At 59.4% G+C, this 25,757-nt stretch carries 25 protein-coding genes; 11 read left to right on the top strand and 14 right to left on the bottom strand.

The features are described 5' to 3' along the window. Positions 1-70: 70 nt before the first annotated feature. Genes FIV03_RS27630 through FIV03_RS27620 form a run of 3 tightly spaced genes read right to left on the bottom strand, consistent with a single transcriptional unit; the run spans position 71 to position 4,393 of the window. Complete coding sequence (locus FIV03_RS27630; RefSeq protein ID WP_152511731.1) at positions 71-1,282, bottom strand: mandelate racemase/muconate lactonizing enzyme family protein; 1,212 nt, start codon at positions 1,280-1,282, stop codon at positions 71-73. 10 nt (positions 1,283-1,292) lie between these two features. Further along, on the bottom strand, positions 1,293-2,780 hold the full coding sequence (locus tag FIV03_RS27625; protein WP_152511730.1) for an aldehyde dehydrogenase family protein: 1,488 nt from the start codon (positions 2,778-2,780) through the stop codon (positions 1,293-1,295). Further along, positions 2,777-4,393: a GMC family oxidoreductase N-terminal domain-containing protein gene (locus FIV03_RS27620; protein ID WP_152511729.1), complete on the bottom strand. Its 1,617-nt coding sequence runs from the start codon at positions 4,391-4,393 to the stop codon at positions 2,777-2,779. Before FIV03_RS27620 ends, FIV03_RS27625 begins: the two co-directional genes overlap by 4 nt. 179 nt (positions 4,394-4,572) lie before the next feature. Here FIV03_RS27620 and FIV03_RS27615 point away from each other — a divergent pair, with 179 nt between their 5' ends. After that, the gene (locus tag FIV03_RS27615) at positions 4,573-5,466 is read left to right on the top strand and encodes a LysR substrate-binding domain-containing protein (RefSeq protein WP_152511728.1); all 894 of its coding nucleotides are present in this window, start codon (positions 4,573-4,575) and stop codon (positions 5,464-5,466) included. Between the two features lie 357 nt (positions 5,467-5,823). On the opposite strand, the gene FIV03_RS27610 is transcribed toward FIV03_RS27615, so the two are convergent. Further along, positions 5,824-8,196, bottom strand: a complete 2,373-nt coding sequence (locus FIV03_RS27610) for a fatty acid cis/trans isomerase (RefSeq protein WP_152511727.1) — start codon at positions 8,194-8,196, stop codon at positions 5,824-5,826. Then, the gene (locus FIV03_RS27605; protein ID WP_208984440.1) at positions 8,186-8,416 is read right to left on the bottom strand and encodes a hypothetical protein; all 231 of its coding nucleotides are present in this window, start codon (positions 8,414-8,416) and stop codon (positions 8,186-8,188) included. Before FIV03_RS27605 ends, FIV03_RS27610 begins: the two co-directional genes overlap by 11 nt. A gap of 202 nt (positions 8,417-8,618) precedes the next feature. Here FIV03_RS27605 and FIV03_RS27600 point away from each other — a divergent pair, with 202 nt between their 5' ends. From FIV03_RS27600 to FIV03_RS27585, 4 genes are all read left to right on the top strand, one after another. Then, positions 8,619-9,944 (top strand): FAD-binding oxidoreductase, encoded by a 1,326-nt coding sequence (locus FIV03_RS27600; RefSeq protein ID WP_152511726.1) that lies wholly within the window; start codon positions 8,619-8,621, stop codon positions 9,942-9,944. Between the two features lies 1 nt (position 9,945). Continuing rightward, a complete protein-coding gene (locus tag FIV03_RS27595; RefSeq protein WP_152511725.1) occupies positions 9,946-11,268 on the top strand; it encodes an FAD-binding oxidoreductase in 1,323 nt (440 codons plus the stop codon). Between the two features lie 57 nt (positions 11,269-11,325). Beyond that, positions 11,326-11,952: a GNAT family N-acetyltransferase gene (locus tag FIV03_RS27590; protein ID WP_286202240.1), complete on the top strand. Its 627-nt coding sequence runs from the start codon at positions 11,326-11,328 to the stop codon at positions 11,950-11,952. A gap of 69 nt (positions 11,953-12,021) precedes the next feature. Then, positions 12,022-12,567, top strand: a complete 546-nt coding sequence (locus FIV03_RS27585) for a ClbS/DfsB family four-helix bundle protein (RefSeq protein WP_152511724.1) — start codon at positions 12,022-12,024, stop codon at positions 12,565-12,567. Here FIV03_RS27585 and FIV03_RS27580 read toward each other — a convergent pair. The 5 genes from FIV03_RS27580 to FIV03_RS27560 all read right to left on the bottom strand — a co-directional run bounded on the left by FIV03_RS27580 (position 12,549) and on the right by FIV03_RS27560 (position 15,867). Further along, the gene (locus FIV03_RS27580; protein WP_286202239.1) at positions 12,549-13,277 is read right to left on the bottom strand and encodes a GNAT family N-acetyltransferase; all 729 of its coding nucleotides are present in this window, start codon (positions 13,275-13,277) and stop codon (positions 12,549-12,551) included. The two genes, FIV03_RS27585 and FIV03_RS27580, sit on opposite strands and share 19 nt — an antisense overlap. After that, positions 13,258-13,578, bottom strand: coding sequence for an antibiotic biosynthesis monooxygenase (locus tag FIV03_RS31950; protein WP_152511722.1), 321 nt, complete (start codon positions 13,576-13,578; stop codon positions 13,258-13,260). The genes FIV03_RS27580 and FIV03_RS31950 overlap by 20 nt, the downstream gene beginning before the upstream one ends. Then, positions 13,575-14,105, bottom strand: a complete 531-nt coding sequence (locus FIV03_RS27570) for a MarR family transcriptional regulator (RefSeq protein ID WP_152511721.1) — start codon at positions 14,103-14,105, stop codon at positions 13,575-13,577. The genes FIV03_RS31950 and FIV03_RS27570 overlap by 4 nt, the downstream gene beginning before the upstream one ends. A gap of 173 nt (positions 14,106-14,278) precedes the next feature. Then, entirely contained in the window at positions 14,279-15,256 is a 978-nt protein-coding gene (locus FIV03_RS27565) for a J domain-containing protein (protein WP_152511720.1), read from the bottom strand. A gap of 197 nt (positions 15,257-15,453) precedes the next feature. Continuing rightward, entirely contained in the window at positions 15,454-15,867 is a 414-nt protein-coding gene (locus tag FIV03_RS27560; protein ID WP_055658077.1) for an RT0821/Lpp0805 family surface protein, read from the bottom strand. A gap of 135 nt (positions 15,868-16,002) precedes the next feature. Here FIV03_RS27560 and pdxH point away from each other — a divergent pair, with 135 nt between their 5' ends. Then, a complete protein-coding gene (gene pdxH / locus FIV03_RS27555) occupies positions 16,003-16,638 on the top strand; it encodes a pyridoxamine 5'-phosphate oxidase (protein WP_075281437.1) in 636 nt (211 codons plus the stop codon). A 43-nt stretch (positions 16,639-16,681) separates the two neighbouring features. On the opposite strand, the gene FIV03_RS27550 is transcribed toward pdxH, so the two are convergent. The 3 genes from FIV03_RS27550 to FIV03_RS27545 form a co-directional block, all read right to left on the bottom strand. Beyond that, positions 16,682-17,656: a magnesium transporter CorA family protein gene (locus FIV03_RS27550; protein ID WP_023001828.1), complete on the bottom strand. Its 975-nt coding sequence runs from the start codon at positions 17,654-17,656 to the stop codon at positions 16,682-16,684. A gap of 276 nt (positions 17,657-17,932) precedes the next feature. Further along, positions 17,933-18,076: a hypothetical protein gene (locus FIV03_RS31700; protein WP_023001827.1), complete on the bottom strand. Its 144-nt coding sequence runs from the start codon at positions 18,074-18,076 to the stop codon at positions 17,933-17,935. A gap of 287 nt (positions 18,077-18,363) precedes the next feature. Beyond that, a complete protein-coding gene (locus FIV03_RS27545) occupies positions 18,364-18,801 on the bottom strand; it encodes a hypothetical protein (protein ID WP_152511719.1) in 438 nt (145 codons plus the stop codon). Between the two features lie 189 nt (positions 18,802-18,990). Here FIV03_RS27545 and FIV03_RS27540 point away from each other — a divergent pair, with 189 nt between their 5' ends. Further along, positions 18,991-19,989 (top strand): DUF1499 domain-containing protein, encoded by a 999-nt coding sequence (locus tag FIV03_RS27540; protein ID WP_152511718.1) that lies wholly within the window; start codon positions 18,991-18,993, stop codon positions 19,987-19,989. A 12-nt stretch (positions 19,990-20,001) separates the two neighbouring features. On the opposite strand, the gene FIV03_RS27535 is transcribed toward FIV03_RS27540, so the two are convergent. Continuing rightward, the gene (locus FIV03_RS27535) at positions 20,002-20,904 is read right to left on the bottom strand and encodes an MBL fold metallo-hydrolase (RefSeq protein ID WP_152511717.1); all 903 of its coding nucleotides are present in this window, start codon (positions 20,902-20,904) and stop codon (positions 20,002-20,004) included. 170 nt (positions 20,905-21,074) lie between these two features. Here FIV03_RS27535 and FIV03_RS27530 point away from each other — a divergent pair, with 170 nt between their 5' ends. The 4 genes from FIV03_RS27530 to FIV03_RS27515 all read left to right on the top strand — a co-directional run bounded on the left by FIV03_RS27530 (position 21,075) and on the right by FIV03_RS27515 (position 25,708). Then, positions 21,075-21,560: an SRPBCC family protein gene (locus FIV03_RS27530; protein ID WP_152511716.1), complete on the top strand. Its 486-nt coding sequence runs from the start codon at positions 21,075-21,077 to the stop codon at positions 21,558-21,560. A 242-nt stretch (positions 21,561-21,802) separates the two neighbouring features. Next, positions 21,803-23,158: an ATP-binding protein gene (locus FIV03_RS27525; RefSeq protein WP_152511715.1), complete on the top strand. Its 1,356-nt coding sequence runs from the start codon at positions 21,803-21,805 to the stop codon at positions 23,156-23,158. A gap of 162 nt (positions 23,159-23,320) precedes the next feature. Beyond that, a complete protein-coding gene (locus FIV03_RS27520) occupies positions 23,321-24,313 on the top strand; it encodes a substrate-binding domain-containing protein (RefSeq protein ID WP_152511714.1) in 993 nt (330 codons plus the stop codon). Positions 24,314-24,667: 354 nt separating this feature from the next. Continuing rightward, positions 24,668-25,708 (top strand): substrate-binding domain-containing protein, encoded by a 1,041-nt coding sequence (locus FIV03_RS27515; RefSeq protein ID WP_023001818.1) that lies wholly within the window; start codon positions 24,668-24,670, stop codon positions 25,706-25,708. The last annotated feature ends 49 nt before the right edge of the window (positions 25,709-25,757 follow it).

Raw genomic sequence — 25,757 nt, 5'->3', positions numbered from 1 at the left:
ATGGCTTGACCATGGGATGACAAAGGCATGGGCCGGGCAAAGGAATACCGCTTTGCCGACACTGATCCCCTTACAGCGGCAAAGCCGGGCTTTCCTGAAACCCGAGATGCAATTCGTTGCCGGTATAGGGATGGGTCCGCGCGACGTCTTCGTTCAGATCATGACCGAGGCCCGGTTCGCTTGAAGGAATGACATAGCCGTCTTCCCAGCAGATCGGCGTCTTCAAGAGGTCGGCATAGAAACCGTCGAAGGTCCGGATCGATTCCAGCACCAGGAAGTTCGGGCTGCAGGTTGCCAGCTGGATGTTTGCGAGCGCCACCAGCGGTCCGCAATAAAGGTGAGGGGCGATCTGCGCTGACCGGCATTCCGCCATGGCGGCAATCTTCTTGGCTTCCAAAAGGCCGCCGACGCGGCCAAGGTTCATCTGCAGGATACTGGCCGCACCGGTTTCAAGCACGCGGGCGAATTCATACTTGGTGCACAGACGCTCACCTGTCGCAATTGGCATGGAAGTAAACCGCGCAACCTCGGCCATGTCTTCCGGCTTTTCGGGCGGGATCGGTTCTTCGAACCAGAGCGGATCATAGCCCTCGATCCGGCGTGCAAGCCGCTTGGCCCCGGAAACGGTGAACTGTCCGTGGGTACCGAAAAGAAGATCGGCCCTCGTGCCAACGGCATTGCGGATCTGCCGGCAGAAGGCTTCCGAGCGTTCCAGATCGTCAAGGCTCGGCTGGTGGCCATCGTAGATCGTATAGGCACCGGCCGGGTCGAACTTCACCGCCGTGAAACCCTGATCGACGGCCTTGACCGCTGCTTCGGCCGCCATATCCGGATCGTTGTAGACATTGGGTTTCGACGGGTCCGGATAGACATCGCCATCGGAGGGATAAAGGTAGGTGTAGGAGCGCAGGCGCTCATGCACCTTACCGCCCAGAAGCTGATAGGCCGGCTTGCCGGCGGCTTTGCCGATGATGTCCCAGCAAGCCATTTCCAGGCCTGATAAAACGCCCATCACGGTAACATCGGGACGCTGCGTATATCCGGCACCATAGGTCTTGTGCCACAGCTTTTCGATTTGATGCGGATCTTCGCCCTCGAACTGGCGCTGGTACACGTCCTTCGCCATCTCGGCCACCAGGTGCGGGCCGAAGGTGGCGTTGTAGATCTCGCCGTAGCCTATGATACCGCAAGCGGTCACCAGCTTGACGAAGATGAAGTAGCGCCCGCCATGGCGCGGCGGGGCGTTTTCGACGACGAAGGTCTCGATTTGGTCGAGTTTCATGGTGGTCCGCTTAGCTCGCGTTGCTGATCGTGATGGACTTTACCTTGGTATAGGCGTCGAGGCCTTCCCAGCCTTTTTCGCGGCCGTAACCTGATTTCTTGTTGCCGCCGAAAGGCAGCTCAAGCCCCCCGGCCCAGTAATCGTTGACCGACACCTGGCCGCAATCCATTGCGCCGGCAACCCGCATCGCCCGCCCTACATCATTGGTATAGACGCTGGCAATCAGGCCGAAGTCCGTGCCGTTGGCAAGGGCGACGGCTTCTTCCTCGCTTTCGAACAGTTGCACCGACAGGACCGGGCCGAAGATCTCTTCCTGAACCGCCGGATCGTTCGGTGCGAGGTCTGCAATTACCGTTGGCTGGAAGAACCAGCCTTTGCCCGTCTCCGCGTCGCCGGTAGCGTCGCCGCCGGTCAGGATGTTGGCACCGCGCGCCTTTGCTGCATCTACATGGGCCTTGATACGGGACAGGTGCAGCTCGGAATTGATGGCGCCCATGTCCGGAGCCGTCAGTCCGTGACCGGTCCTGATCTTGGCGGCTCGTTCGGCAAGGATGGAAAGCACTTCGTCGCGGATCGATTTATGCAGGATCAGCCGGGATCCGGCCGAACAGATCTGACCGGAGTTCGAGAAGATTGCCCAGTAGGCTCCGTCGGCGACCTTTTCCGGATCGGCGTCGGCGAAGGCGATCAGCGGTGACTTGCCGCCAAGTTCCAGCGTCAGGCGGGTCACATTCGGGGCAGCCATCTGGGCAACATTGATACCGGTGGTGACGGAGCCAGTGAAGGTCAGCTGCTTGATGCGTGGATCGCGTGCCATCTGCGCGCCGACATCACTGCCCAGGCCGGTGACCACATTCACCAGCCCTTCCGGCACCCCGGCCTCGCAAAGCAGTTCCGCCATGACAAGTGCGGTAAAGGGCGTGGTCTCGGCCGGCTTGGCAACAACGGAACAGCCCGCGGCAAGGGCAGGGGCGACACCGCGCGCGAAGGTCGAGGTGGGATAGTTCCAGGGAATGATGTGTCCTGTAACGCCGACCGGTTCGCGCGCGGTGAAGGCGGTATAGGCCGGACCAAGATTGACCGATCGGCCATCGAGCTTGTCGGCTGCGCCGGCGTAGTATTCGAAAAGGCGCGCGGAGGACTGAACGTCACCCTGGGCCTCGGCCAGCGTCTTGCCGCTGTCGACCACCTCTATCACGGCCAGCCGGTCTGCGTTGTCGCGGAAGACCCGGGCGACATTGTTGAGGATACGGCAGCGCTCCGCCGGGGAGACTTGCCGCCAATGCAAGGCTGCTTTCTCGGCAGCGTCGATGGCGTTATCCATATCGGTGTCGGACCCGAGAGAAAATTCGGCAAAGGCTTCTGCCCGGCCCGGATCGAAGCTTTCCATCTTCCTGTTCGAGGCAGGAGTGCGTTTGCCGGCGATGAAATGTCCGTCGGGCAAGGCATCCAGCTTGCCGGTGGTCAGATAGTCTTGGGCGATGTCCTGAACGGTCATGAGAGGGCTCGCTTCTGGTCTTCTAGAATGAGATCGGCTCCCTTGAGAGCCAGCATCATGGTCGGGGCGTTGGTGTTGCCGGAGGTGATGTTCGGAAAGGCGGAGGCGTCGGCAACGCGAAGCCCTTCAATTCCGTGCACCTGCAGCCGGCTGTTGACGACGGTTGTCTCGCGGTTCTCGCCCATGCGGCAAGTCGATACCGGATGGAAGACGGTGCTGGCCCGGGCGCGGAAGTCCGCCAGGATGCCGTCGCCGTCAAGGTCTCCGAGGTTCGGAGCGATGGGGTGCTCGACAAGCGCGCTCAAGGCCTGGCTTGCCATCAGCTTCTGGCAGAGCTTGCCGCCATCGATCACGGTCTGGCGATCTTCCTCGGTCGCCAGCGAATTGGGCCGGATCGAGGGCGCCGCACGGGCATCGGCGCTTTTGATGTCGATGCGGCCGCGGCTCGTCGGGCGGGCCGGCTGTGCGCAAATGATGAAGCCGTTGAACGGATCGATGCTCAGCCGTGTCTTGTCCTTGTAAGGCCTCAGGCGATAGCTGATCGGATTGAAATAGAGCTGCTGGTCCGGCCGGCTCAGCTCCGGACGCGAGCGCAGGAAGCCGCCGCACTGGTTGACGGATAGAGCCAGAGGACCCTTGCGGGTTGCTGCGTATTGCATGGCGGACAGCGCCTGACCCAGCAAGGGGCGCAGGATCGCATTGAGTGTCGGTTCCCTGGCCCGGAAGGTGAAATTCGCAGCCAGATGATCTTGCAGATTGCCGCCGACATTGTCATTGGCCTGGATCACCGGAATGCCGAGCTCGCTCAGCAACCTTCCCGGGCCGATGCCGGATACCTGAAGCAGTTGCGGCGAACCGATTGCGCCTGCCGCCAGGATGACCTCTCGGCTGGCAAGCAGGGTTTCCCCGCTCAGGAGTTCGACGCCGACAGCCGTTCTTCCTTCAAACAGGATGCGGGCAACCTGGGCCTGTGTCCGGACGCTTAGGTTCTTGCGGGCAAGGGCCGGATGGAGAAAGGCGCGTGCGGACGAGCACCGGCGGCCATCTTGCGTGTTGATCTGGTAAATGCCGCCACCTTCGGGAGCATCACCGTTGAAGTCGTCGCTCCAGGGAAGGCCCACTTCACGGATCGCGGCAAAGAAGTGCCGGTTCACTCTGTGGATCTGGTCCGACACATTCTGGATATGGATCGGTCCCTCGCCTTGCTTCACACCCTCGCAGGTCACCCGGGTTTCAAGGCGCTCGTAAGTTGCCTTCACATTCGCCCAGCCCCAACCTGCCGCGCCGGAGGCCTCCCAGTCTTCGAAATCGCCAGGCAGACCTCGGCAATAGACCATGGCGTTGATCGAGCCGGAGCCACCCAGCAACCGACCACGGGGCCAGTAGACACTGCGCCCACCCAGGCCTTCGTCTGGTTCGGTCATGAACCGCCACGTGCGTTTTGGGTCGGAATTCAGCTTGCCATAGCCGAGTGGCAGCGACACCCAGGGCGAGGCATCGGACCCACCGGCCTCCAGCAGCAGGACACGCGTCTGCGGATCTGCGCTCAGGCGCTCCGCCAGGATACATCCGGCCGAGCCGGCTCCCACGATGATGTAATCGACCTTATCCATGATGCGCTGCCGGTTGACCGCTGTTTCGGAGAAGTGTCTGCGAGGATGGAAATTTCCTGAAACGAAAAAATATTTGGTATAGCTTTGAAAAAATTTGAAGGAGAAGCTTGTTGCACAGGTGCGAATTCGTTTCAGAAATTGAAAGCAGCTTTCGCACCTGATGACGGAAGGAAGACGAAATGGCCTACAGCCTGCCACCGCTCACTTGGCTGCGCGCCTTCGAAGCGGCTGCGCGCCTGGGGAACTTCACCCGGGCGGCGGAGGAGCTGCTGATCACTCCGGCTGCTGTCAGCTACCAGGTTCGCCAGCTGGAACAGCTCCTCGGCTACCCGCTGTTCGACCGTGTTCACAGGGAACTGGCCCTGACCAGACTGGGGCAGACTTACCTGCCGACGGTCGAGAAGGCGTTTTCGGATCTTTCCATCGCCACCGTCTCGGTGTTTGGCGAGCGGGACAGGCAGCCGGTTCGTTTTCGCTGCCTCAACAGCTTCGGCCAGCTCTGGATGATCCCGCGCCTGCGCGCTTTTCAGGAGGCACACCCGGGCATCGACCTGCAGATGATCTCGGCCTCCTGGGCGGAAACTCTCAGCCCGGAACTGTTCGACATCGATATCCGCTTCGGCGACGGCAGCTGGACTGACGGAGTGGTGGCGTTTCTGTTGAACGACCCGATCATTCCGGTCTGCCATCTGGATCTGGCGCTTGACCCTGGCAAGCGTGAAATCGAGGCGCTTGCGGAAGCAACCCGGCTCGACATCATGGGCGTGATCGACACCTGGGAGAGCTTCTTTCGCAGCCACGGGCATGCGGTCCCAAAACGCAACGGCCTGCAGGTCGACCAGACCCTCTCGGCGCTGGAACTGGCTGCTCTCGGCCACGGACACGCTCTGGTTCTGGAAACGCTGGCCCAGCCGTATCTCGACAGCGGCCGACTGATCCGTTCATCGGACAAGAAGATAAAGAGCCGGCACAGCTACTATCTCGTCACCGACGGCTCGCGTCAGGCGCTCGGCCCCGACGCCCAGATCTTTTGCGACTGGATGTTCCGGGAACTTGGCGGCGAAGCGGCGTGAGGAATTTGTCCAGGGATACGAACTGCTTGCCTGGTTGATCGCAACAAATTCCGGCTCATTCTTCGAGACGCTGCTCTTCAGAGATTGGTTTGAAAGTGTCAGAGGACGCAGTTGACGTGGGTCGTGCAACGATCTTGCGCCCTTCTCAGTTGTCATCCCCGCGAAAGCGGGGATCCAGTAACCTCATGAATTTGCTTTGGAAACTTAATTCTTACCTCATGGCGCGCTGGTTTCCCGCTTTCGCGGGAATGACAAATGTGGTTGTGGCAGTCGCCGCGGGAACCACTTTCGGATCAGACACTCAGGATGAGGAAGTGAGTTTGACTGAGCGAAAGCTCACCCGATCGAGCTGCAAGATCAATCCAGCGAGAAGGTGAACTCGAACAGGCGATCGATCGGATCGAGCGGTTTGGGATCGCGGTAGCGGTTGAGATCGAGCAAGCCTGCCTGAAGTTCATTCTGTTCTTTCAGGGCGGTCTGGATCCGGTCAAAGTCGGCCCAGAATTCCGGGTCGGTTCTGCGGACGCCAAAACGGTCGACGAGCTTGAGGAAATCATCTTGTGACCTGATCTCCCGAACCGTCTCCACGAAGGCCGGCAGGTGATCCTGTTTCACCTTGAACATGAAATTCGGATAGCTGCTGAACTGGCCGGGCACGACCGTCACGCTGTCGTTCTGGGGTTCGCGGCGCAGATCCTCGTTGAAGATGAAGGCAACGTTGCTGTGGGCCATGTCATGCACCAGGGTAAAGACCTGCGTGTCCCGTTCCGTTTCCACGAGCAGAACCGAGATATCGGGCAGGAACTTTGCGTATGGCGCAGGTTTCCGGGCAAGCGGGCGTAATTGCCCTGCTGGCGTGTCACTGGCCGCACAGGCATTTGCGGTGCAGCGGTTGATGGGGTCTTGTTCAGCCCACAGGCCAGCAGGTTCGCGCAGCAGCTCGGTGAGAAATTCCTCCTTGGGATCGCTGGTGGAAAACGCGATACCCGTCGGAGACCTGGTGTCGAGCGCGCTTTCCTTCCAGAGGTCGACCATGCTGACAAGCGGACCCTGATACCAGCTTTCATGCATGGGTTTGCGTACCTGTGGCGGCAGGAACGACAGGAAGGTTCGCTCCCCTTCACGGCGCAGGCTGTCCATATAAAGGCGTGTCGTGAGCTGGTGTTCCACGTTGCCGAAGACATCGAACCCGGCAACGAGATTGTAGTAGATCCGCTCGAACAGCGGGAAATCGATTACCCAGGCGGTTTCGGGCACCGCGCCGACGAAGCCTGTCACCACCGAGGCGGAAGAGAAATTACGGTAGACGGTCAGACGGGCATCGACCTCGGAGCCATCACCTTGCCAGATGTCACCGTAGTCGGGGCCGCCTTCCGCCAGGAACTTGCGTTCATACCGTCCCTTGCGAAACTCCTGATACTTGACCGGTCCGAGCGACAGGAACCCTTCCAGACGCTTGGACAGTTTTCCGTTTGACTGGGCAACCGGCAGTTCGAGGATCGGGGTTGCGGCTTCCAGGAAGCTCGGGTCGGTGACGGAGAGATCGGCGTTGGGCGTCAGGAAGGAGACCCAGAAACGATCCTCGATCACGTTCACCGCGACCTGGCCGTAGCAGACCGGACCACGAATGAAAGAGCGGACAAAATAAAGCGCTTCGTCCAGCAGGAACTGGTAGCGGCTGCGGGCAGGAATGGCGCGGAAGGTCGACAGCGGGTTGCCGCCTGCAGCCGTTGAATAGGGCGGCAGGTTCGCAATCTCCCAGTCGCTTTTCAGGAACAGGTCTTCATAGCGGTTCAGGCGTTCGGGGCCGATCTCATAGACTATGTGCTCCTTGTGCAGGATGGTGCCGTCGATCGGGATGAGCCTGTAATGAAAGGGGCCACCTGGATCGTCAAAGGGGCGGCGCGAGGCAATCTCATCCGGAGGCGAGCCGGACGCGGTTCTGGAACGGATCACGTGGAAGAAACGGTTCTGGTCATCGCCTTCCAGGTGCAGATGGGCCAGGAACAGGTGTTCATAGATATAGCGCGCGACAAGTTTCGACCGTTTGTCGCCGCGGTTGAAGAACGTTTCGATGGTGTGGACCGACTGTTCGACACTCTGTGGCAATCCTTTGCCGGCGTCCGGTGCAGGTGCCCCATCCCTGGCCCAGGACAGCAGGGTCTCGTAGTCGCCATCGGCAAGCGGCGCCATGGCAAAGGGCATGCCGCCCTGCGGGTGTTCCTCGAGGTAGTCCTTCATCTTGCCGGGCATGGCGCAGGTGTTGGCCCGCAGCGTCGAAATGTCGATGTCGTCAGGAAGCGGCGCTCCGAGCTTGAACGAATTCTTGCGGCCGGCCAGCAGCAGTTGTTCCAGAACGGATGGCCCGTCCTGCGCACCGACAACGTCGAAGAAACCCTTGGCGCGCCAGCCCGGAACAGATTTTGCGTCGATCCCCAGGCGTGTCATCGGAGCATCTTCCAGACGCGAGGAATCGTAGACTTTCTGCTTGCTTGCTCCGCGCATCCAGCCCGCGGCGGATGACAGCTTGAGCTGACAGGGCGCGTCATAGCAGCCGTGGCAGACGACGCAGCGCTTGTTGAGGACATCGAGAGCTGACGTATCTTCCTGCGCCGATGCAGCACCGGCACAGCAAATCAGAAGTATGGCGCGAAACGCCTGTTTCAGGATCCGGGACCAGAGAGCCTGAAGGCGGCCGGCCGCAATCATGCCGGAGGCATCAACCTTCATCGTCTTCCATCCGTGGACGGGTCACCCGGCTCGGATCGTCAGGCCCCTTGTAGTTGAACAGGTACGCCCAGGCGGCATAGGCGGTGATTGCCGCCATGATGTAGACCCAGGTGATATTGCCGAACGCATATTCCACACCGGTCCAGCCGGCGCAAAAAGCGACCAGAACAATTCTGCGCCAAAGCGCATCGAACCAGGGATGTTCTACGGGACCAAACACAGTTTTGCCTTCCTTTTGCGTCATCTGAGCCGAGCTGCCCGGGCTTGCTGACGTAGCGGGAGCCTCAAGAGCTTGCAAAATCAGGCAAAACTTGTCTGCCATCACCTGATTACACCTTGAAACTGGCTGCTGAACAAGGGAATGTGGCGTACCACTCCCGGCCACGGAAATTCATGTTGATAAGAGGAGCCTGGCTTCCGACATGCTGACTGCGCTTGATCTCCTGACAGCTAATGACACGCCAGGTCAACACCCACCTTCCTATTACGCTGCAACTGCCAACAGGCAAACGGCTCACCCGGTTCTCGATGGCTCACACACCTGCACTGTCTGCGTCATCGGTGGCGGTTATACGGGGCTATCGGCTGCATTGCATCTGGCTGAACGGGGTGTTGACGTCATCCTCCTGGAAGCCAACCGGATCGGGTGGGGCGCCTCGGGCCGCAATGGCGGCCAGGTCGGTTCCGGCCAACGCATGGACCAGACGGTTCTGGAAGAACGCCATGGCAAGTCTCACGCCAGATTGCTGTGGGACCTTGCCGAGGATTCCAAGGCGCTGGTCAAGGACCTGATCATCAAGCACCAGATCGCCTGCGACTACACGCCGGGGATACTGCATGCCGATCACCGCAAGAGTTTTGTCGAGGAAAGCCGGGACTATGTCGAGCATCTCAGGCTCGTCTACGGCTATGAGGACATTCGCTTTGTCGGTCCGGATGAAATCGGCGAGCAGGTCGGCAGTCCCCGGTATTACGGCGGCTCTCTGGACACGGGCGCAGGCCATCTGCATCCGCTCAATTTCGCACTGGGTCTCGGGCAGGCAGCCGAAGCGGCAGGGGCAAGGGTTTTCGAGGAAACCAAGGTCACCGGCATTGACGGCCAGGGCACGGGACGGATCACCGTGAGGACGGGGCAGGGCGACGTTCGTGCAGAGCACCTCATTCTGGCGTGCAACGGTTATCTCGGCCGCCTTGACCGGCAGACCGCCGCGCACGTCATGCCGATCAACAATTTCATTGTCGCAACGGAGCCCTTTTCGGAAGACGAGGCGCAAAAGATCATCCGCAACAACGTTGCCGTGGCCGACAGCAAGTTCGTCATCAACTATTTCCGTCTGTCGGCAGACCGCCGGCTGCTTTTCGGTGGCGGTGAGAATTACGGCTATCGCTTTCCGGAAGACATCAAGGCCTTCGTGCGCGAACCGATGCTGGAAATCTTCCCCCAGCTCAGCGACGTGGCCATCGATTACGGCTGGGGCGGTACGCTGGCGATTACGCCCAAGCGCATGCCCTATTTCGCAAGGATTGCGCCCAACATGCTGACCGCAGGTGGGTACTCCGGCCACGGCGTTGCCATGGCAACCCTTGGTGGTCAGGTGCTGGCGGAAGCCGTGACGGGAACTGCGGGTCGCTTCGACGTTTTCGAAAAACTGAACGTACCGGCATTCCCCGGCGGTGACCGGCTGCGCTTCCCGCTTCTGGTACTTGCCATGACGTGGTTCTCTCTGCGGGACAGGCTCGGGTTCTGAGATGCCGCAGAGCCGTACAGAAGCGCGCCGGACGATCGGCAGTTATTGGGAAGCCAGTGTTCCGCAGGTCAAGTTGGACCGGCAGCTCATCGGCAACGCGCTTTTCGATGTTGCGATTATCGGCGCTGGGTTCGCCGGGCTGAGCGCAGCGCTACGGCTCGCGCAGGCAGGCGTTTCCGTGTGCGTTCTGGAAGCGGAACACGTTGGTTACGGCGCTTCGGGCCGCAACGGCGGATTTTGTTGCCTGGGTGGTACCAAACTCGATGAACGCCGCCTCATCAAGAAATTCGGCCTCGAGGAAGCGCGCCGTTTCGTTGCCTATCAGGTCGCGGGCGTCAATCTGGTTGCCCAGAGGCTCGACAGCTGGGGTGTTGACGCCGACCGCCATTCCAATGGCGAAATCTATCTTGCCCACCGGCGGAAGGATTTTGCCGGCTTTCAGGCGGAAGCAGCGTTCCTGAAGGAGAACTTCGGCATCAAGGCCCGGGTGCTTTCCAAGACGGACCTGGACGCGGAAGGCTATGGCGGGCCGACATTCCACGGCGGACTGCAGGTACCCTACGGCTTTGCACTCAATCCGATGGCCTATGTCCAGGCTCTGGCGGATCAGGTGCGCCGAGCCGGTGGCAAGATCTTCGGCAAGTCGCCGGTGACAGGGATGACCCGGGACAATGACCGCTGGAAACTGGAGACCGAACACGGCTTCATCCGGGCCCGGAAGGTTGTCCTGGCGGGTAATGGCTATGCACGCGAGGATGCGCCCAGATGGCTGCACGGGCGTACGCTGCCGGTCATGTCGTCAATCCTGGTGACCCGCCCCTTGAGTGAGGGGGAACTTGCCGCACAGGGCTGGACCTCCGACACCATGGCTGCCGACACTCGTAACCTGTTGCACTATTTCCGCCTGTTGCCCGACCGGCGGTTCCTGTTTGGAACGCGCGGCGGCATTTTCGAAAATGCCCAGTCGCTCGCGGCAATGTACAAGCGTGCAAGGTCGGATTTCGACGAGATGTTTCCGGCCTGGGCAGGCATTGAGGCTGAACACAGCTGGTATGGGCATGTGTGCCTGGCACGAAATCTGACCCCCTTCGTTGGGGAGGTTCCCGGTCTTGGCGGCGTCTATGCCGCAATGGGGTGGCATGGCAGCGGCATAGCAATGGCGTCGATCTCGGGGGAGAAGGTCGCGGGTCTGATCCTCGGCAAGCTTCAGCCGGAAGATCTGCCGGTTGCCCTGCGCCGGCCTTTTGCAAGGTTTCCCCTGCCGTCACTGCGCAAACTCTATCTTCAGGGCGCTTACTGGTGGTACGGCTGGCAGGACAGGTAAACCGCAGATCTGCATTCGCCATGATCCGGGACCATTGAAGACAGAAATCGGATGCTTATGACTGATACCATGATCGTTCGGCAGGCCGAGCTTCGGGACCTGGAAGCCGTTTACGATATCTGCCTGAAAACCGGTCAGGCCGGGCGCGATGCGACGGATCTTTATTCTGACCCTGCATTGATCGGCCATATCTATGCAGGACCCTATGTGGCTTTGAAAGGTCCCATCAGCTTTGTCGTTGAAGATGACGTTGGCGTGTTCGGCTATGCCGTCGGCGTCAGCGATACACGGGCTTTCGAGCACGAACTGGAGAGGGAATGGTGGCCGGCTTTGCGGGAGCGTTACCCGGAACCGGTGCAGCAGGAAACCGTGCAGTCAGCCGATGATCAGCGGATCCGCACGATCCACAATCCGTCGCCCGTGCCACAGGCCGTCATCGATGAATATCCGGCGCATATTCACATGAACCTCCTGTCGCGTGCGCGCGGGAGGGGAGTTGGTACCAGGCTGCTGGACGCGTGGATTGCGGCCGCAAAACTGAAGGGCGTATCGGCCGTTCATGCCGGAGTGAGCGCTGCCAACGAAGCCGGGCTCGCTTTCTGGACAGCACGGGAGTTCCATCCGGTTCTGACAGTCAGCAACAGCGGATCTCATGGCACCATCTGGTGCGGACGAAGCTTGTAGTCGCCAAGGGCCAACAAGGGTTTGGCTCCGCACAGTTCGCTCTGAATGGTGTGGTCACGGGAGAGCGGAATGCCTGCAACCTCGAAAACGGAATTGCTCGTCGCAAGCGAGAGCGAGTTTTCAAAGTTGCAAACGCTTCTCGATGACCTGCCGGCGATGCTGCGTCTTGAAAAGGATGCGGACGGTATATCGCCAAAGGATATCGTCGGTCACCGGGCCCACTGGATAGACCTGTTTCTGGGCTGGTACCGGGACGGCCAGGCCGGCAGACCGGTCTGGTTTCCGGCCAAAGGCTACAAGTGGAACGAGACGCCCAGATACAATGCCGACTTGCGGCAAAGGCAATCCGGTCTGTCCTGGCGATCGGTGCGATCCCTTCTGGAGGGAAACCACGTCGAACTGCTCGCCCTCGTGGAAAGTCTGGAGAATGACGAACTCTACGGCGAGCCGATGAAAGGCTCCAACAACAATTGGACGACGGGACGGTGGGCGGAAGCCGCCGGTCCAAGCCATTACCGGTCGGCTTCGAAATATCTTCGCCAACGTCTCGCTCAGTTTCAGGAGGAAAGAGACCGGCGCAATTCAGATGTGAGTGATCAGTCCGGTTCGACCTGAGCCTTGCGTCTGACAACGGCTACGTTGACCTCCCGCCATATTTCGAAACCCAGCTTGCGGTAGAGGGCGATTGCTCCGTGATTGTCCGCGTAGGCGTGAAGAAATGGAATGTCGCCGCGGCTCCTGATGACTTCAGTCACATGAAGAGAGAGCTCGGATGCCAGGCCTCTGCCTCGGAAATCGGGATGAGTGCAGATCCCGCTGACTTCCGTATAGCCGTCGAGGTTGATCCTGCTACCCGCCATTGCAGCCAGACGGCCGTCCAGCCTGATGCCGAAGAAAGTGCCCAGCTCCGGCGTACGTGCGGTGAACGGACCCGGTTTTGTCAGCGTTGCAAGCTCGACCATCTCCGGGACATCGGTTTCGTCCAGCTGCACGATTGAAGTCGATCGGGATGGGCCTGCTGACGGGGAAACTTCCACCATGAGAACACCCAGCGTGGTAATCTCTGCCTCAAGATCTTGGGGCAGGGCGATGTCGTCCGCCTGCAGTATGAAAGCCCGGTCGTCACCGGGTTGAATGAGCTTCGCCAGCGCGGCCAGAGCTTCGGGCGAGTTGTTCGCCGCCGCCGCAAAGGGGGAGATGGCCGGATCGAAACGGCGGGCAAGGTCGCCTCCCTGGCTGAATTGCGCATGCCGGGAGGTCAGGGCTGACCAGACGACCCGCTTCAGAAGGCTGTCCCGGCTCGGTTCATTCATAACTGCGTGCATCTTCGAGCTCATAGTGTTGTGAAATCAGATCCCATCGCTTCAGCACTTCCCGGGCGGCATCGGGCACATAACAGCGCTCGTAATCCGGGCCTTGAAACGCGATGATGTCGTCAAGCGAGCGGAAACTCATGATGGTGATGAACTCCACCTCGGTTTCCAGGTTCCTTCGAAGCACCTCGATGCCGAGATAGCCGGGAATGGCTTTCGCCTCGATGCCCGGAATGACCTGTGTCGTGAGAACATGAGCATAGGTGTCGGCCATGCCGGGGTCCGTCCAGCCGTGCCAGATGCGCTTGATCATGGTTCAATCTCCGGGGGCGTTTGCAGAGAGTTCCAGTCCTGCAACGGCCTGTCCTTGCAGCGGACGGAAAGCGGCCTCGTGCAAAGGGCGTCCTCCAGACCTGCAAGCTGGTCTAGCAAAGGACCTTCCAGACTGTTGCAGGCATCGGCAACTGCCAGTGTGATCGCGGGCCAGAGCGTTTCTTTCAGATGGGCGACGAGGGCGACTCCCTTGTCGGTCAGGCCGATAGTCGTCACGCGACGGTCCTGTTGCGAGGGAACGGATTCAACCAGTCCGTCCGACTTCATCTTGTTGATCGTTCTGGTAACGCCCGGTTGGCTCTGGCCAAGGGTTTTCGCCAGATCGCCGATACTCAGCGGGCCTTGCCGGTCAAGTGCGGCAAGAACAGGGTTGTGCGGCGTCGGCAGACTGGTGTCGGCAAGCTCGGCCGCAACGATCTGCGTTTGTGCCTGCAGCATTTCCCCGATCCGCTTCAGCCGGCTGCCCAGGGTGGCATAGCCAAGCGCGCGGACGACATCTTCGCTCATGGGTCACTCCATTTACATAACTTGATATATAACTAGTTATGTAAATTCGCAAGATCTAGCTGTCGAGAAATTGGAGACTGACCTGAGGTGGAGATGTGGAAGGTTGAAAAACCTCGCCCCACCAGTGGCACTGGCGTGGCGAGATGACGGTCAACAGTTGACGAAGGAGCGGCCTAGTCGAATTCCGGTCCGCGTGCGCGGTACGGAGTGATTTCCTTCCAGGCCCGCATCAGCGTGTCCAATTCGTCGTCGCCATGCGGCGGCATAACGATCTGCAGCTTGACCAGAAGGTCGCCATGACCACCGGTCTTGGTCGGCAGGCCCTTGCCCTTCAACCGCATGGACTTGCCGCTGGAGGCGTTGGCCGGAATGGTCAGGTTGACAGCACCGGACAGGGTCGGCGTACGCACCTTCGCGCCCAGAACAGCTTCATAAAGTGTCAGAGGCAGGTCGAGGTGGAGGTCGGATCCCTTCACTTCGAAAAGCTTGTGGGGCTTGAAGCGGATCTCGACCAGGGCGTCGCCTGCAGGGCCGCCGTTTTCCCCCGGGTGCCCCTGGCCCTTGAGCCGGATCTTTTCGCCTTCGACCACCCCCTTGGGCAGGGTAACATTCACGGTCTTGCCGCTCGGAAGCGTTACCTGGGTCTTGCCGGAGTTGACGATGTCTTCCAGCGAGGCGCGGGCGACGATTTCCGCGTTGGCGCCTTTTGTCTTGGGCGGCGCCTTCGCACGGGCTCCGCCGCCGAAACCTGCACCGGGTCCAGCGCCTGCACCTGCGCCGGCGCGTGCACGGCCACCGCCGAAACTGCCGAAAATGTCATTCAGAATATCGTCGAAACTACCGCCGCCACCGGATGTCTTCTGGGTGCGTGCACCGCCGAAGTCGTCATATCCGGAAAAGCCGTCAAAACCATGCGCCTGATAGCGCTGCTTGCCGTCCGCATCGATTTCTCCGCGGTCGAACTTGGCACGCTTTTCCTTGTCGCCGACAATTTCATAGGCCTGATTTGCTTCGGAAAAACGCTGTGCGGCCGTCGGATCATCCTTGTTCTGATCCGGATGGTATTTTTTGGCCAGCTTCCGAAAGGCCTTCTTGATTTCGCTCTCGCTGGCAGATTTTGCCACCCCGAGAACGCTATAGGGATCACGCATTCGTCTCACCAGGTTCCTAAGATTTTCCGGCAGGCTGCCCCGCGCACTGCTCCGTTCGGCGAGCCGAACACAAGCGTGCAAGTTTAGCAGGTCATGCTTGACCGGACTTGTCCTCTATATCGGGATGGATAGGAAAAAATTCCAGACCCCGAATTCGTCTTGAGGACCTTCCGGTTTTAGCGGTTTTTTGACGGGGTTCAAGCTTCGGCGACAGTCAGGCTGGTGACCGCGAATTTTTGCGTGATGTCCCGGCAGGCCGTGCCGGAGTAAAGCTTGATGCCGACGATGGTATTCGCCGTCGTCTGAAAGCCGAGACAGCCTGTCTCACTGTAGGTGGAGGCGTTGATGTTCGACAATGTGCCGGAATTGCCGCTGATCGCGTTGAGCCACGTCAGCGACAAGGCCTGCGTCGGCTTTCCGGCGGCAAGGTCCTGGCTGATTGTGTCGAGGTTCTGCGCAATCACAGACCGGTCGTCCTCGTTGATATCGGCATAGGCGACGTCGGATGCGGACGGAATGGAGCCGGTCAGGACTGTCGGAGAATCGATGTTGTTGCTGCCCACCGGAACGGACAACTGGCTACAGCCGCCAAGTGCGGTTGCAATGGCCATGCAAAGTGCGGCTAAGGGTTGGATCTTTATGTGCCCGGCAGTATATGAACGCATACGATACATTTTTCAGGCAGCCCCCCGGTCCGGCTTTTTCGAGCCGCTTTAAAGGCTGTCGTTTCCTTCGACAGGTTACCGATGACAGACCTTAAAGATCCCCCTGAAGAGTTAACAAAAGGTGACTTTACAGAGGTAGTGAAGCCATTTGAGCTTTTTGCAGAATGGCTTGAGGACGCCAGGGCTTCTGAGCCCAACGATCCCAACGCACTGGCGCTGTCGACCGTCGACGCAGACGGCCTGCCGAATGTGCGGATGGTTCTGCTGAAGGACTTCGACGAACGCGGCTTTGTTTTTTACACAAATTTCGAAAGCGCCAAGGGGCAGGAGCTGCTCTCCGCCGGCAAGGCTGCAATGTGCTTCCACTGGAAGTCCTTGCGCCGGCAGGTTCGCATTCGCGGTCTGGTCGAACAGGTTTCGAACGAGGAAGCGGACGAATATTACCGCTCCCGGCCGCGCGGCAGCCGGATCGGTGCCTGGGCGTCCAGGCAATCGCGGCCGCTGGAAAGCCGTTTCGCGCTGGAAAAGGAAGTGGCGAAATATACCGCCAAGTTCGGTATCGGCGACATTCCGCGGCCCGACCACTGGTCAGGCATGCGCCTGGTGCCGGTTTCCATCGAATTCTGGCACGACCGGCCGTTCCGGCTTCATGACCGCGTGCAGTTCACCCGAACTGGCGCGGATCAGCCATGGTCCAAGGCGCGCCTTTATCCGTAACGTGCCTGCGACAGGGGTCGAAAGTTTCAAGATGCCGGACCGGTTATAGCAGGCGTTTCCAGCGGAAGAACAGGAACGTCAGCCCGACCGACGACACCATCAGGCCCAACGAGAACAGGAACCCGAGCTGCCAGTTCAGCTCGGGCATGTTGGCAAAGTTCATGCCGTAGATCGATGCGATCAAGGTCGGTGGCAGAAAGATCACGCTGACGACCGTAAAGATCTTCGAGATCTGGTTCTGCTCCAGCGTGACGAGGCCGACCGTTGCGTCGAGGAGGAAGGACAGCTTGTTGTCCAGTGCGTCGCCGTGTTCCTTGATGGAATGGATGTCCCTGCCGAACATCTTGCAGTCGGCTTCCTGTTCCTCATTCAGGTTCAGACGTTTGGCATGTGTGCTGAGGTAAAGCATCATCCGCGACAGGCTGGTGCAGACATCGTGCATCTTGGACACATGCAGTCCGATCTGTCCCAGTTGCTTGATGGCGATCTGATAGCTTGCGGTCTTGCGCATGTTGAGGCCGTCGCCGAACACCTGCACTGCCAGTTTGTCATACCGCGCTGACGCGCTTTCCATTTCATCCGCACACCGGTCGACGATGATGTCGAGCATCGTGAAGAGAACAGCCGGCCCCTTGTGGGCGATCGTCGAATCGGCCTGAACCTTGCGGGACAGAAGGGCGATGGATTTCGGTTCGCCATAGCGCACTGTCACCAGTCGCTTGGCATTGACGACAAATGTGACAGACGAAAGCGCCGGGTCGATCATCTGCGTGGCGATCGGAAGCTGCGCGGTCATCACCACGGCGCCGGGCTCCAGATAAAGGCGTTCGGAGGTTTCGATGGAGGCGATCTCGTCCCGTGTCGGGATTTCCGCGCCCATCAGCTTTTCTGCTGCCTTTTGCTCTTCCTGCGTCGGGGCGACCAGGTCGATCCATACAGACGTGGTCGGAAGGGGGGCGCCGGAGGCAAGCTCAAGACGCTCCAGACCTTTGACGGTCGGGCAGTAGGCAATGATCATGCAGGCAATCTCCGCCGAAGGACACGGAGCGTGCCCTGTTCGGCGGCAGTTTGCCCAACAGATCGGAAGACGGCAACCGTCTGAAGAAAGTGATTTTGCGGCACCCCGACGGGGCTTGGCCGCTTCAGGATCGCGGACATTCAATCGTCACCGATTGCATGTCCGAACGCTATCCTGGACCGGTCATGCCGGTATTCAAACAGCGTCTCGAAACACCATGGCAAGCTGGCCGTCACCAGCGGCTTGCCGCGTCTTCGAACGCTATGGCGCAGCGGCTCAGTTCTTCTTTTTGGCCACCGTGCCCGAATTCTTGCAAAGGGCAGCTGCATTGAGGGCTGCGATGCCGACGGGCTTGTAGAGGTTCACCAGTTTCGCGTCGGCGCTTTGCTTCGGGGCAGGGCGGGCAGATTGCTCAGACATTTGTCTCGTCCGTTGTCTTTTCCAGTGCCCGCTCTCTGGGTTAAAGTTTTCATGGCTCGCGGGCGGTGTGCATGTCGTATCCAATTGCGGCAAACGGAAGGCAGAAAACACGCCTTTCAGCCGGTTTTCGCAATGGATGTGAAAAAGCATGCGCTTATTGGCGGAAATCGGCCAGTCAAAAACAATAACAAGATGTAACGAATCCCGGCCGGATTTGAAGTAATACGGTAAGGATTTATTTACGAATTAAGCTTGCCAGTCATTTGGGTAAGTATATGACTGCCCATTCATATGAAATAGCTTCTGTGATTCCGTAGTGGAGAGCCGCGCAAGGCACTGAAGAATCCAAGCAGCGACCGCGCGTAGCTGAGCAGTACCGTCGTGGCACAAAGCCCCAGTCCGGCCAGCATCAATGCAGAAGAGATCGAAGCTCCGAGAAGGATCATCAGGCCACCAGTGCCGAGGCCTATGACCAAGAGGGCAATGGTTGTCCGCAGGTAGTGATAGTGGGCCTGTAGCCAGCGTCCGCCCGGTTCGGCATAGAGGATCGCAAATGCCAGGGCGATGGGCGACAGGAGTATCGTCAGAACCAGCAGGTGGCACAGGCAGATATTGGCAGAGCCCGGCCGAAACAAGCCAAATGGTGAAAACGCCTTTTGTTTTCCGTCACCGGCAGCGTGGTGTTCCTGTTCGCTCGCCGTATGACGGGACCGCAATCCGGTCATGCCTTACCCCGATTTGCAACTGTAGTTCCGGCGTGTCTTGCTTGCACGTTTATCGTTTGCCCAGAAGGAATGTATGATGTGTTCACTGTCGAAGTGAAGTTCATTTTTGACAAATTGGCTGTAAACGAAGAAACAATCAGGTGGACACCTTGCCGCGCCAATGCGGCAAGCCAGGCGAGATAGGATCTCATGAAGCGCTACGCCGTCTATAAAACAGCTTCGGCACCGGCCAGTCGCACGACCGGCTCCGTGGCGCTGGCGCTCGCGGCAATTGCCTTTCTGGCAAAGCGGTTCGGCCTGATCGACGCGGATGTATTTGTCCTGTCTCTGATTGCAGCGGCTACGATTGCGTTCGCCGCCATTCTGCTCGCCCTGTTCGGCTTTCACCGGATCTGGACCTATGGCGGACCCGGCGTGCCGGCGGCGCTCACAGGTTTGTTCCTGGGGCTGCTGGCGCTTGCGACGCCTGTGCTTGTGGTCGGAATGCTGGTCATGCACGCGGGAGCGAGCGACCTGGCCACCAACCGAACCGATCCACCCGAACTTGAAACAAATGTGGCTTCAAGCGAACAGCCTTTTCTCGACTGGCTGAACACCGCGCTTGTTGAAGACGTCTGGCCGGCCGTTGCCGCTTATACCGGTGCCGCGCCGGGCATGAGTGCTATGGCCAATTCGGCGGAAGACCGTCTTTACCCCGATATCGTTCCGCGCCGATACCGCATTTCTACCGCTCAACTGCATGCGGCGAGTGTCAAGGCGCTTGAAGGTCTGAACTGGCAGGTCGTTGACGAACTGCCGCCCGATCTCCTTGATGCACCGACCTATCTGCAGGCCGAGGGCACTTCGCAGATCCTGGGATTGAAACACGACATCGTACTGCGTGTCCGGCCGGATTCGGTCGGGGCCCTGCTTGACGTTCGTTCGCGTTCGCGCACACCGCTGAAGGACCTGACCGACAATGCGGACCGGATTCGCCTTGTCTTCAGCGAGATCGACCGTGTGCTCCTGGAAACATATGGCGATCTGGCGCGGCTTTCGGTCGACGAGACCGAGCTGGAAGAAGACCTGCCGGCCGAACCGGTTGAAGACTTGCGCGAAACCATTCCGTTGCCGAGCTTCAAACCCTATTTCGAGGACGAGGATGCGCCGGTTGCCGAAGGTCTGGATGCGGTCGATCTGGAAGGCTGATCGCTTGCAGGCTCAGCCGGTGAGGCGATAGCGGGCGGCAAGAGACAGCTCCGGACTGGCTTCGACGCGGCCCCTGTCCGCAAGGTCCTCCAGGTGCGCGAATACGGACAGACCTGCCGCCGGGTGCAGCGCCGGATCAACCGCTGCATAGAGCACCGATACGATTTCCGGAATCGATCTTTCGCCTTTTGCCAGTTCATGAAGGATAGAGGCTTCCCGGTCGAGCCTGTGCTGCTTCAGGTCGCGGACGTAGTCGATGGCGTTGCGAACAATACCGCCGTGTCCAGGCAGATAGACGGATTCGGAACGGGCCAGCAGTTTGTCTATCGAGGCCATGTAGTCCCGCATGCTGCCGTCGGGTGGGGCGACGACCGATGTCGACCAGCCCATGACATGATCGGCCGACAGCAGAACCGGTTCCCCGGCAAGGGCAAAACACAGATGGTTGGACGTGTGGCCGGGGGTGGCGACGGCTTCCAGCGAAATGCCTGCAGCCTCGAACATCTCGCCATCTTCCAGCAACCTGTCGGGCGCGTAGTCCTTGTCGCCGCTGGCGTCGAGCGGATTGACCTCGTTTTCGAGAAGCGCTCGTGCCGGCCGGTGTGGCCCACACCCGATGATCTCGGCACCGGTTCTTTCTTTCAACAGCCGTGCGCCCGGCGAATGATCCACATGCGTGTGGGTGATCAGGATCGCCTCGATGACTGCGCCCTGTGCAGCCTTCAAGATGGTGTCGACCTGACCTTCCAGGGCAGGCCCGGGGTCAACGCAGATCAGACGACTGGTCCCCAGCAGATAGCTGTTGGTGCCATGAAAGGTGAAGGGCCCCGGGTTGTTTACCGTCAGCCGGCGCACGCCCGGCATCAGCTCGACGGCAGTTCCATATTGCGGATCGAACGCGCGATCGTGCTTCATGATGTCTCCAGTTGGTTCCGCCAGGGGCGCCGGTCTCGGCGGGTTCTGCCTCGGTCTGTACGTCATGTATCTGACGTTTGAATCGGCTAGGGAAGCGGTACTTTGCCAAGCCGGGTCCAAATGTGAAACAGTGCGTTTGGGGTTGGAAAGAACGAATTTGACGGAAAATCATGACACATGACACCGAGTGCCGGGTTGAAGGCATGTTGAATCTGCCGCGGAGCCAGGCGTTTTCACTGTTTGTCGACCGGCTTGATCTGTGGTGGACATCGCCTTTCAAGGATGCGGGCGACGGCAAGGTTCAGGCGGGTATCGATCCCTACGCGGGTGGTAGCTGTTATGAGATCGACAGTGAAGGCCAGCACAGGGTTTGGGGAACCGTCCTCTCACTGGAGCCGCCACTTTACATTCGTCTGGCCTGGCAAGTTAGCCGGGATGGCGAGGACGTTGCGGATCCTGCGACGGCAAGCCGTGTCATGGTGAACTTCCGCGAGGCCGGGGACAGCACGCGCCTTGAAATCGTTCACAGTGAGTTTCTGAGACATGGTGAAGCGGGAGCGGAATATCTGGAACGCATGCGCCAGCCTGATGGCTGGCCGCGTATACTGGACAACCTGAAATCCGCCGCCAGACATCCCTTGCCTCAAAATTCGTGATTGGTGCGGGTATTTAGCGCCCGTTCGGCAGTTACAGTTCATCTGACGCGAACAGTGTTGGTGGGGGAGCCCGTTTTCAGGGGTGTATTTGTCTGTCGCTTGGCTGACATGCTTTCCGTGTTAGGGGAGTGGTCCGACGCTGCCCCGATCTCCCTATTCCGGTCTTGCACATTTACTGAGACGTCGAAATAGTGTCTGCACTCGGGACACCTAACTGCTGAAACGAATTCGCTCGACCGTCCATGACCCAACCGCCTTCGCCAATCGAAGAGCCTGCTGAAGACCGGCAGGCCGCATCGCCGCTGACCCGACTTGGCGAAGCTCGCTGGATTCTGCTGTTCGCGTTTGCTGCAGCCGCAGGCGCGGTCTTCTTCCATGAAGTGCCGTTGACGACGGCGCTGCTCGCCATGGCGGCAATTGTTGTCGTGGCCTGTTTCGTGCCACGCAAGTCTTCGAGCCGCAGGGTCAAGCTGAATGCCCAGCGGGAAATCCGCAGGATGTGGCCGGGTACGGGCATGAAGGTCACCGTTGATGCGTTGCCGACACCCTGCTTCGTTGCCGACGGGCGGGGCATCACCCGCTATGTCAACAAGCAGGCGCTGTCGATTTATGAAGGCGTGAAACCGGGGGATCCTCTGTCCTTCTCGCTCCGGGCTCCTTCGCTGCTGGAAGCGTTCGACCGCGTCTGCACAACGGGTGAGGCCGAGAAGATCAGCTGGATCGAGAAGGTGCCGACCGAAACCTGGTACGAGGCTCATATCTCGCCGATCTACATGCCCGGAAGCGCGGGTCTGGAAAAGATGCCGAGCTTGCCGGACTTCATTCTGGTGGTCATTCAGGACCTGACAGAAAATCGCCGGCTTGAACGCATGCGCACGGACTTCGTCGCCAATGCCAGCCACGAACTGCGCACGCCTCTGGCCTCGCTCACCGGATTTATCGAGACCTTGCAAGGACCTGCGCGCAACGATCCGGAAGCGCGGGACAGGTTCCTGTCCATCATGCTGGATCAGGCTGGGCGCATGCGCCGGTTGATCGATGATATCCTGTCGCTGTCGCGGATCGAGCTGAAGGCGCACGTCCGTCCCGCAAATGCTGTCGATCTGTCAGAAATCGTCCGGCATACGACGGATGCGCTGTCCCCGCTGGCCTCGGACATGGGCGTCGAGATCCGGCTTCAACTCCCGGACACCCCCGTGCGGATCAGGGGCGACAGGGACGAGCTCATCCAGGTGACGGAAAACCTGATCGAAAACGCGCTGAAATACGGCCATGACGGCAAGTTCGTCGACGTCGGTCTTGAAAGACCGCAGACACCGCAGGATGCACTGACCTGGCAACTTTCGGTACGCGACTACGGTGAGGGCATTCCGCGTGAGCACCTGCCGCGCCTGACAGAGAGGTTCTACCGGGTCGATGTCGAATCGAGCCGGGCGATGAAGGGGACGGGCCTCGGGCTTGCCATCGTGAAACACATCCTGACACGCCACAGGGGCCGGTTGGAGGTGGAGAGCGAGCCGGGGCAGGGGGCAACGTTCAAGGTCAGTTTGCCAGCCATGGGGAACGTTGAAGGTCTGCCCGAGAAGATCTCCGCCTGATGCCGGATTGGCGACTGTCGTATTCCTGAGACGCGAGACTGCTAGAGACTTGCCACTGCAAGATCGGAAAAGTCTTTTGTGACCGGTCAGGCGATCCGCCGCAAGGAAGGCCTGTCTTGCCGGATCGCGCCAGCATTTTTGTCCAGGAGTTTTAACGTGCCGATGTATTTTTCAGCCCGCGCTGTGTTGTGTGGCGTTTTTTGTTTGGCATCCCTGACCGCCGAAGCGCGTGACCGATTGCTTATCGTCGGCTCGTCCACGGTATTTCCGTTTGCGACCGCGGTCGCAGAAGCGGTCGGCAGCAACGGCGTAAAGTTCCCGATTGTCGAATCCACGGGCTCGGGTACCGGCTTCAGCCTGTTCTGCAAGGGCGTTGGTGAACACACACCGGACATCACCAATGCATCCAGGCGAATGAAACCTTCGGAACTGGACACCTGTCTCGCAAACGGTGTCACGCCGGTCGAAGTGGAAATCGGCTATGACGGCATCGTGCTGGCCAATTCGCGCAATGGCCCGAAATTCACCCTGACAGTGGAGCAGATCTTCGAGGCACTGGCCGAGAAACTTCCGAAGGACGGACAGCTTGTCGACAACGGCAACCTCGCCTGGTCTGACATAGATGCGGACTTGCCGAACGAGGAGATCGAGGTGCTTGGACCGCCTCCGACCTCCGGCACCCGTGACGCGTTCGAGGAACTTGTCATGGAAGAAGGCTGCAAGACGGTCAAGGATCTGGAAAAGGACGGTTGCACCCGCATTCGCCGGGACGGCAGCTTTGTCGAAGCGGGCGAGAACGACGACCTGATCGTCGGTGCTCTGGAGGCCAATCCCGTGACGGTCGGCATCTTCGGTTATTCCTTCCTGATGCAGAACCGGGACAAGATCCAGAGTGTCGGCGTCAACGGGGTCGAGCCGACGTTCGAAAAGATTGCCTCCGGGGAATACCCGGTGTCCCGCCCGCTGTTTTTCTACATCAAGAAGGAACACGTCGGCCTTATTCCTGGCATGGAGGAGTATGTGGCTGCCTTCACCAGCGAAGAGGCCTGGGGTGACGATGGGTATCTGGCGAGCAAGGGACTGATTCCCCTGTCTGCCGAAAAACGCGCGCAAGAGGCGGCCGACGCAATGACGTTGCCGGCCTTGCAACTCTGACCGACCCGAGCCGGGTAATGCATAATCCCGTTCGGCCGCTGCGGCAGGTGCCTGAAAGCCTCCCTTATCAGGCGTAAGGCTCGCCAGATGGATAAAAGGGATTCCTGTCAGCTTTGCCGAGGCAAGCGAGAGCTGCACCATGTGCGCCTCGAGGCGGGTTTTTGTGACCCTTTGCGACATAAAACCGTCAAGGAACAGGTTTTCTTGAGTAATTTCAGCATCTTAAATTGTCACAAAACTGAAAAGGAACTGTCATAGAACTCTCATCCGTGGAGCCTAGGTTCCCCGCATCGCTCGTGCACATCCAAGCGCGGTGATCATCTAGAAACCTTGACATTCAAAGGGAGTGGTCAAGTGAAATTTACGACCCTCGTTAGCGCAACTGCTCTTGCCGTTGCTTCCACTGCATTCGTTGGTTCGGCTCAGGCCCGCGACCAGGTGCAGATTGCTGGTTCCTCCACGGTTCTTCCCTATGCTTCCATCGTTGCTGAAGCATTCGGCGAAAACACCGATTTCCCGACACCGGTCGTTGAATCCGGTGGCTCCTCTGCTGGTCTGAAAAAGTTCTGCACCGGCGTTGGCGAAAACACCATCGACATCGCAAACGCTTCCCGCGCTATCCGCGAGAAGGAAATCAAGGCTTGTGCCGAAGCTGGCGTGAAAGACATCATCGAAGTCCGCATCGGCTACGATGGCATCGTCTTCGCTTCCCAGAAAGACGGCCCGGCTTTCAACGAATTCACCCAGGTTCAGTGGTTCAACGCTCTGTCCCCGAAAGTCCTGAAGGACGGTCAGATCGTCGACAACCCGTACACCAAGTGGTCCGAAGTTGACGCTTCCCTGCCGGACGCGGAAATTGCTGCTTTCATCCCGGGCACCAAGCACGGCACCCGTGAAGTGTTCGAAGAAAAAGTTCTGGCTGTTGGCTGTGAAGAATCCGGCGCTCTGAAAGCCATGATCGACGGCGGCATGTCCGAAGACGACGCTGAAGACGCCTGCATCGCAGTTCGCACGGACGGCAAGTCGGTCGACATCGACGGCGACTACACCGAGACCCTGGCTCGCATCGACTCCAACCCGAACGGCGTTGGCGTTTTCGGCCTGGCGTTCTACGAGAACAACACCGACAAACTCAAAGTGGCAACGATGGCCGGTATCGCTCCGTCCACCGAAACCATCGCCAAGGGTGAGTACCCGGTTTCCCGTCCGCTGTTCTTCTACATCAAGAAGGCACACATCGGCGTTATCCCGGGCCTGAAAGAATACGCTCAGTTCTTCGTTTCTGACGAAATCGCTGGCCCGGACGGCCCGCTGGCCCAGTATGGCCTGGTTTCCGATCCGGAGCTTGCCGCTACGCAGGCTTCCATCGAAGCCGAAGAAACGATGGGCAACTAAGCACATCTTTCCGGAAGGGCGGCTTCGGCCGCCCTTTCTTTCTTCTTTG

The organism is Labrenzia sp. THAF187b (genome assembly GCF_009363375.1).
In the GTDB taxonomy this organism is placed as follows: Bacteria; Pseudomonadota; Alphaproteobacteria; order Rhizobiales; family Stappiaceae; genus Roseibium; species Roseibium algicola.
The sequence above is the reverse complement of the archived record's forward strand: the minus strand, read 5'-3'. Positions and strand labels throughout refer to the sequence as shown.

What these genes read in the sequence shown, in the direction of transcription:
- FIV03_RS27560 (WP_055658077.1), bottom strand. Translation starts at nt 15,867, where the DNA reads ATGGCCATTGCAACCGCACTTGGCGGCTGTAGCCAGTTGTCCGTTCCG.
- FIV03_RS27540 (WP_152511718.1), top strand. Translation starts at nt 18,991, where the DNA reads ATGAAGCGCTACGCCGTCTATAAAACAGCTTCGGCACCGGCCAGTCGC.
- FIV03_RS27525 (WP_152511715.1), top strand. Translation starts at nt 21,803, where the DNA reads ATGACCCAACCGCCTTCGCCAATCGAAGAGCCTGCTGAAGACCGGCAG.
- FIV03_RS27520 (WP_152511714.1), top strand. Translation starts at nt 23,321, where the DNA reads ATGTATTTTTCAGCCCGCGCTGTGTTGTGTGGCGTTTTTTGTTTGGCA.
- FIV03_RS27570 (WP_152511721.1), bottom strand. Translation starts at nt 14,105, where the DNA reads ATGAGCGAAGATGTCGTCCGCGCGCTTGGCTATGCCACCCTGGGCAGC.
- FIV03_RS27550 (WP_023001828.1), bottom strand. Translation starts at nt 17,656, where the DNA reads ATGATCATTGCCTACTGCCCGACCGTCAAAGGTCTGGAGCGTCTTGAG.
- FIV03_RS27545 (WP_152511719.1), bottom strand. Translation starts at nt 18,801, where the DNA reads ATGACCGGATTGCGGTCCCGTCATACGGCGAGCGAACAGGAACACCAC.
- FIV03_RS27580 (WP_286202239.1), bottom strand. Translation starts at nt 13,277, where the DNA reads ATGCACGCAGTTATGAATGAACCGAGCCGGGACAGCCTTCTGAAGCGG.
- FIV03_RS27630 (WP_152511731.1), bottom strand. Translation starts at nt 1,282, where the DNA reads ATGAAACTCGACCAAATCGAGACCTTCGTCGTCGAAAACGCCCCGCCG.
- FIV03_RS27600 (WP_152511726.1), top strand. Translation starts at nt 8,619, where the DNA reads ATGCTGACTGCGCTTGATCTCCTGACAGCTAATGACACGCCAGGTCAA.
- FIV03_RS27595 (WP_152511725.1), top strand. Translation starts at nt 9,946, where the DNA reads ATGCCGCAGAGCCGTACAGAAGCGCGCCGGACGATCGGCAGTTATTGG.
- FIV03_RS27565 (WP_152511720.1), bottom strand. Translation starts at nt 15,256, where the DNA reads ATGCGTGATCCCTATAGCGTTCTCGGGGTGGCAAAATCTGCCAGCGAG.
- FIV03_RS27590 (WP_286202240.1), top strand. Translation starts at nt 11,326, where the DNA reads ATGACTGATACCATGATCGTTCGGCAGGCCGAGCTTCGGGACCTGGAA.
- FIV03_RS27615 (WP_152511728.1), top strand. Translation starts at nt 4,573, where the DNA reads ATGGCCTACAGCCTGCCACCGCTCACTTGGCTGCGCGCCTTCGAAGCG.
- FIV03_RS27535 (WP_152511717.1), bottom strand. Translation starts at nt 20,904, where the DNA reads ATGAAGCACGATCGCGCGTTCGATCCGCAATATGGAACTGCCGTCGAG.
- FIV03_RS27585 (WP_152511724.1), top strand. Translation starts at nt 12,022, where the DNA reads ATGCCTGCAACCTCGAAAACGGAATTGCTCGTCGCAAGCGAGAGCGAG.
- FIV03_RS27625 (WP_152511730.1), bottom strand. Translation starts at nt 2,780, where the DNA reads ATGACCGTTCAGGACATCGCCCAAGACTATCTGACCACCGGCAAGCTG.
- FIV03_RS31950 (WP_152511722.1), bottom strand. Translation starts at nt 13,578, where the DNA reads ATGATCAAGCGCATCTGGCACGGCTGGACGGACCCCGGCATGGCCGAC.
- FIV03_RS27610 (WP_152511727.1), bottom strand. Translation starts at nt 8,196, where the DNA reads ATGAAGGTTGATGCCTCCGGCATGATTGCGGCCGGCCGCCTTCAGGCT.
- FIV03_RS27620 (WP_152511729.1), bottom strand. Translation starts at nt 4,393, where the DNA reads ATGGATAAGGTCGATTACATCATCGTGGGAGCCGGCTCGGCCGGATGT.
- FIV03_RS27530 (WP_152511716.1), top strand. Translation starts at nt 21,075, where the DNA reads ATGACACATGACACCGAGTGCCGGGTTGAAGGCATGTTGAATCTGCCG.
- pdxH (WP_075281437.1), top strand. Translation starts at nt 16,003, where the DNA reads ATGACAGACCTTAAAGATCCCCCTGAAGAGTTAACAAAAGGTGACTTT.
- FIV03_RS31700 (WP_023001827.1), bottom strand. Translation starts at nt 18,076, where the DNA reads ATGTCTGAGCAATCTGCCCGCCCTGCCCCGAAGCAAAGCGCCGACGCG.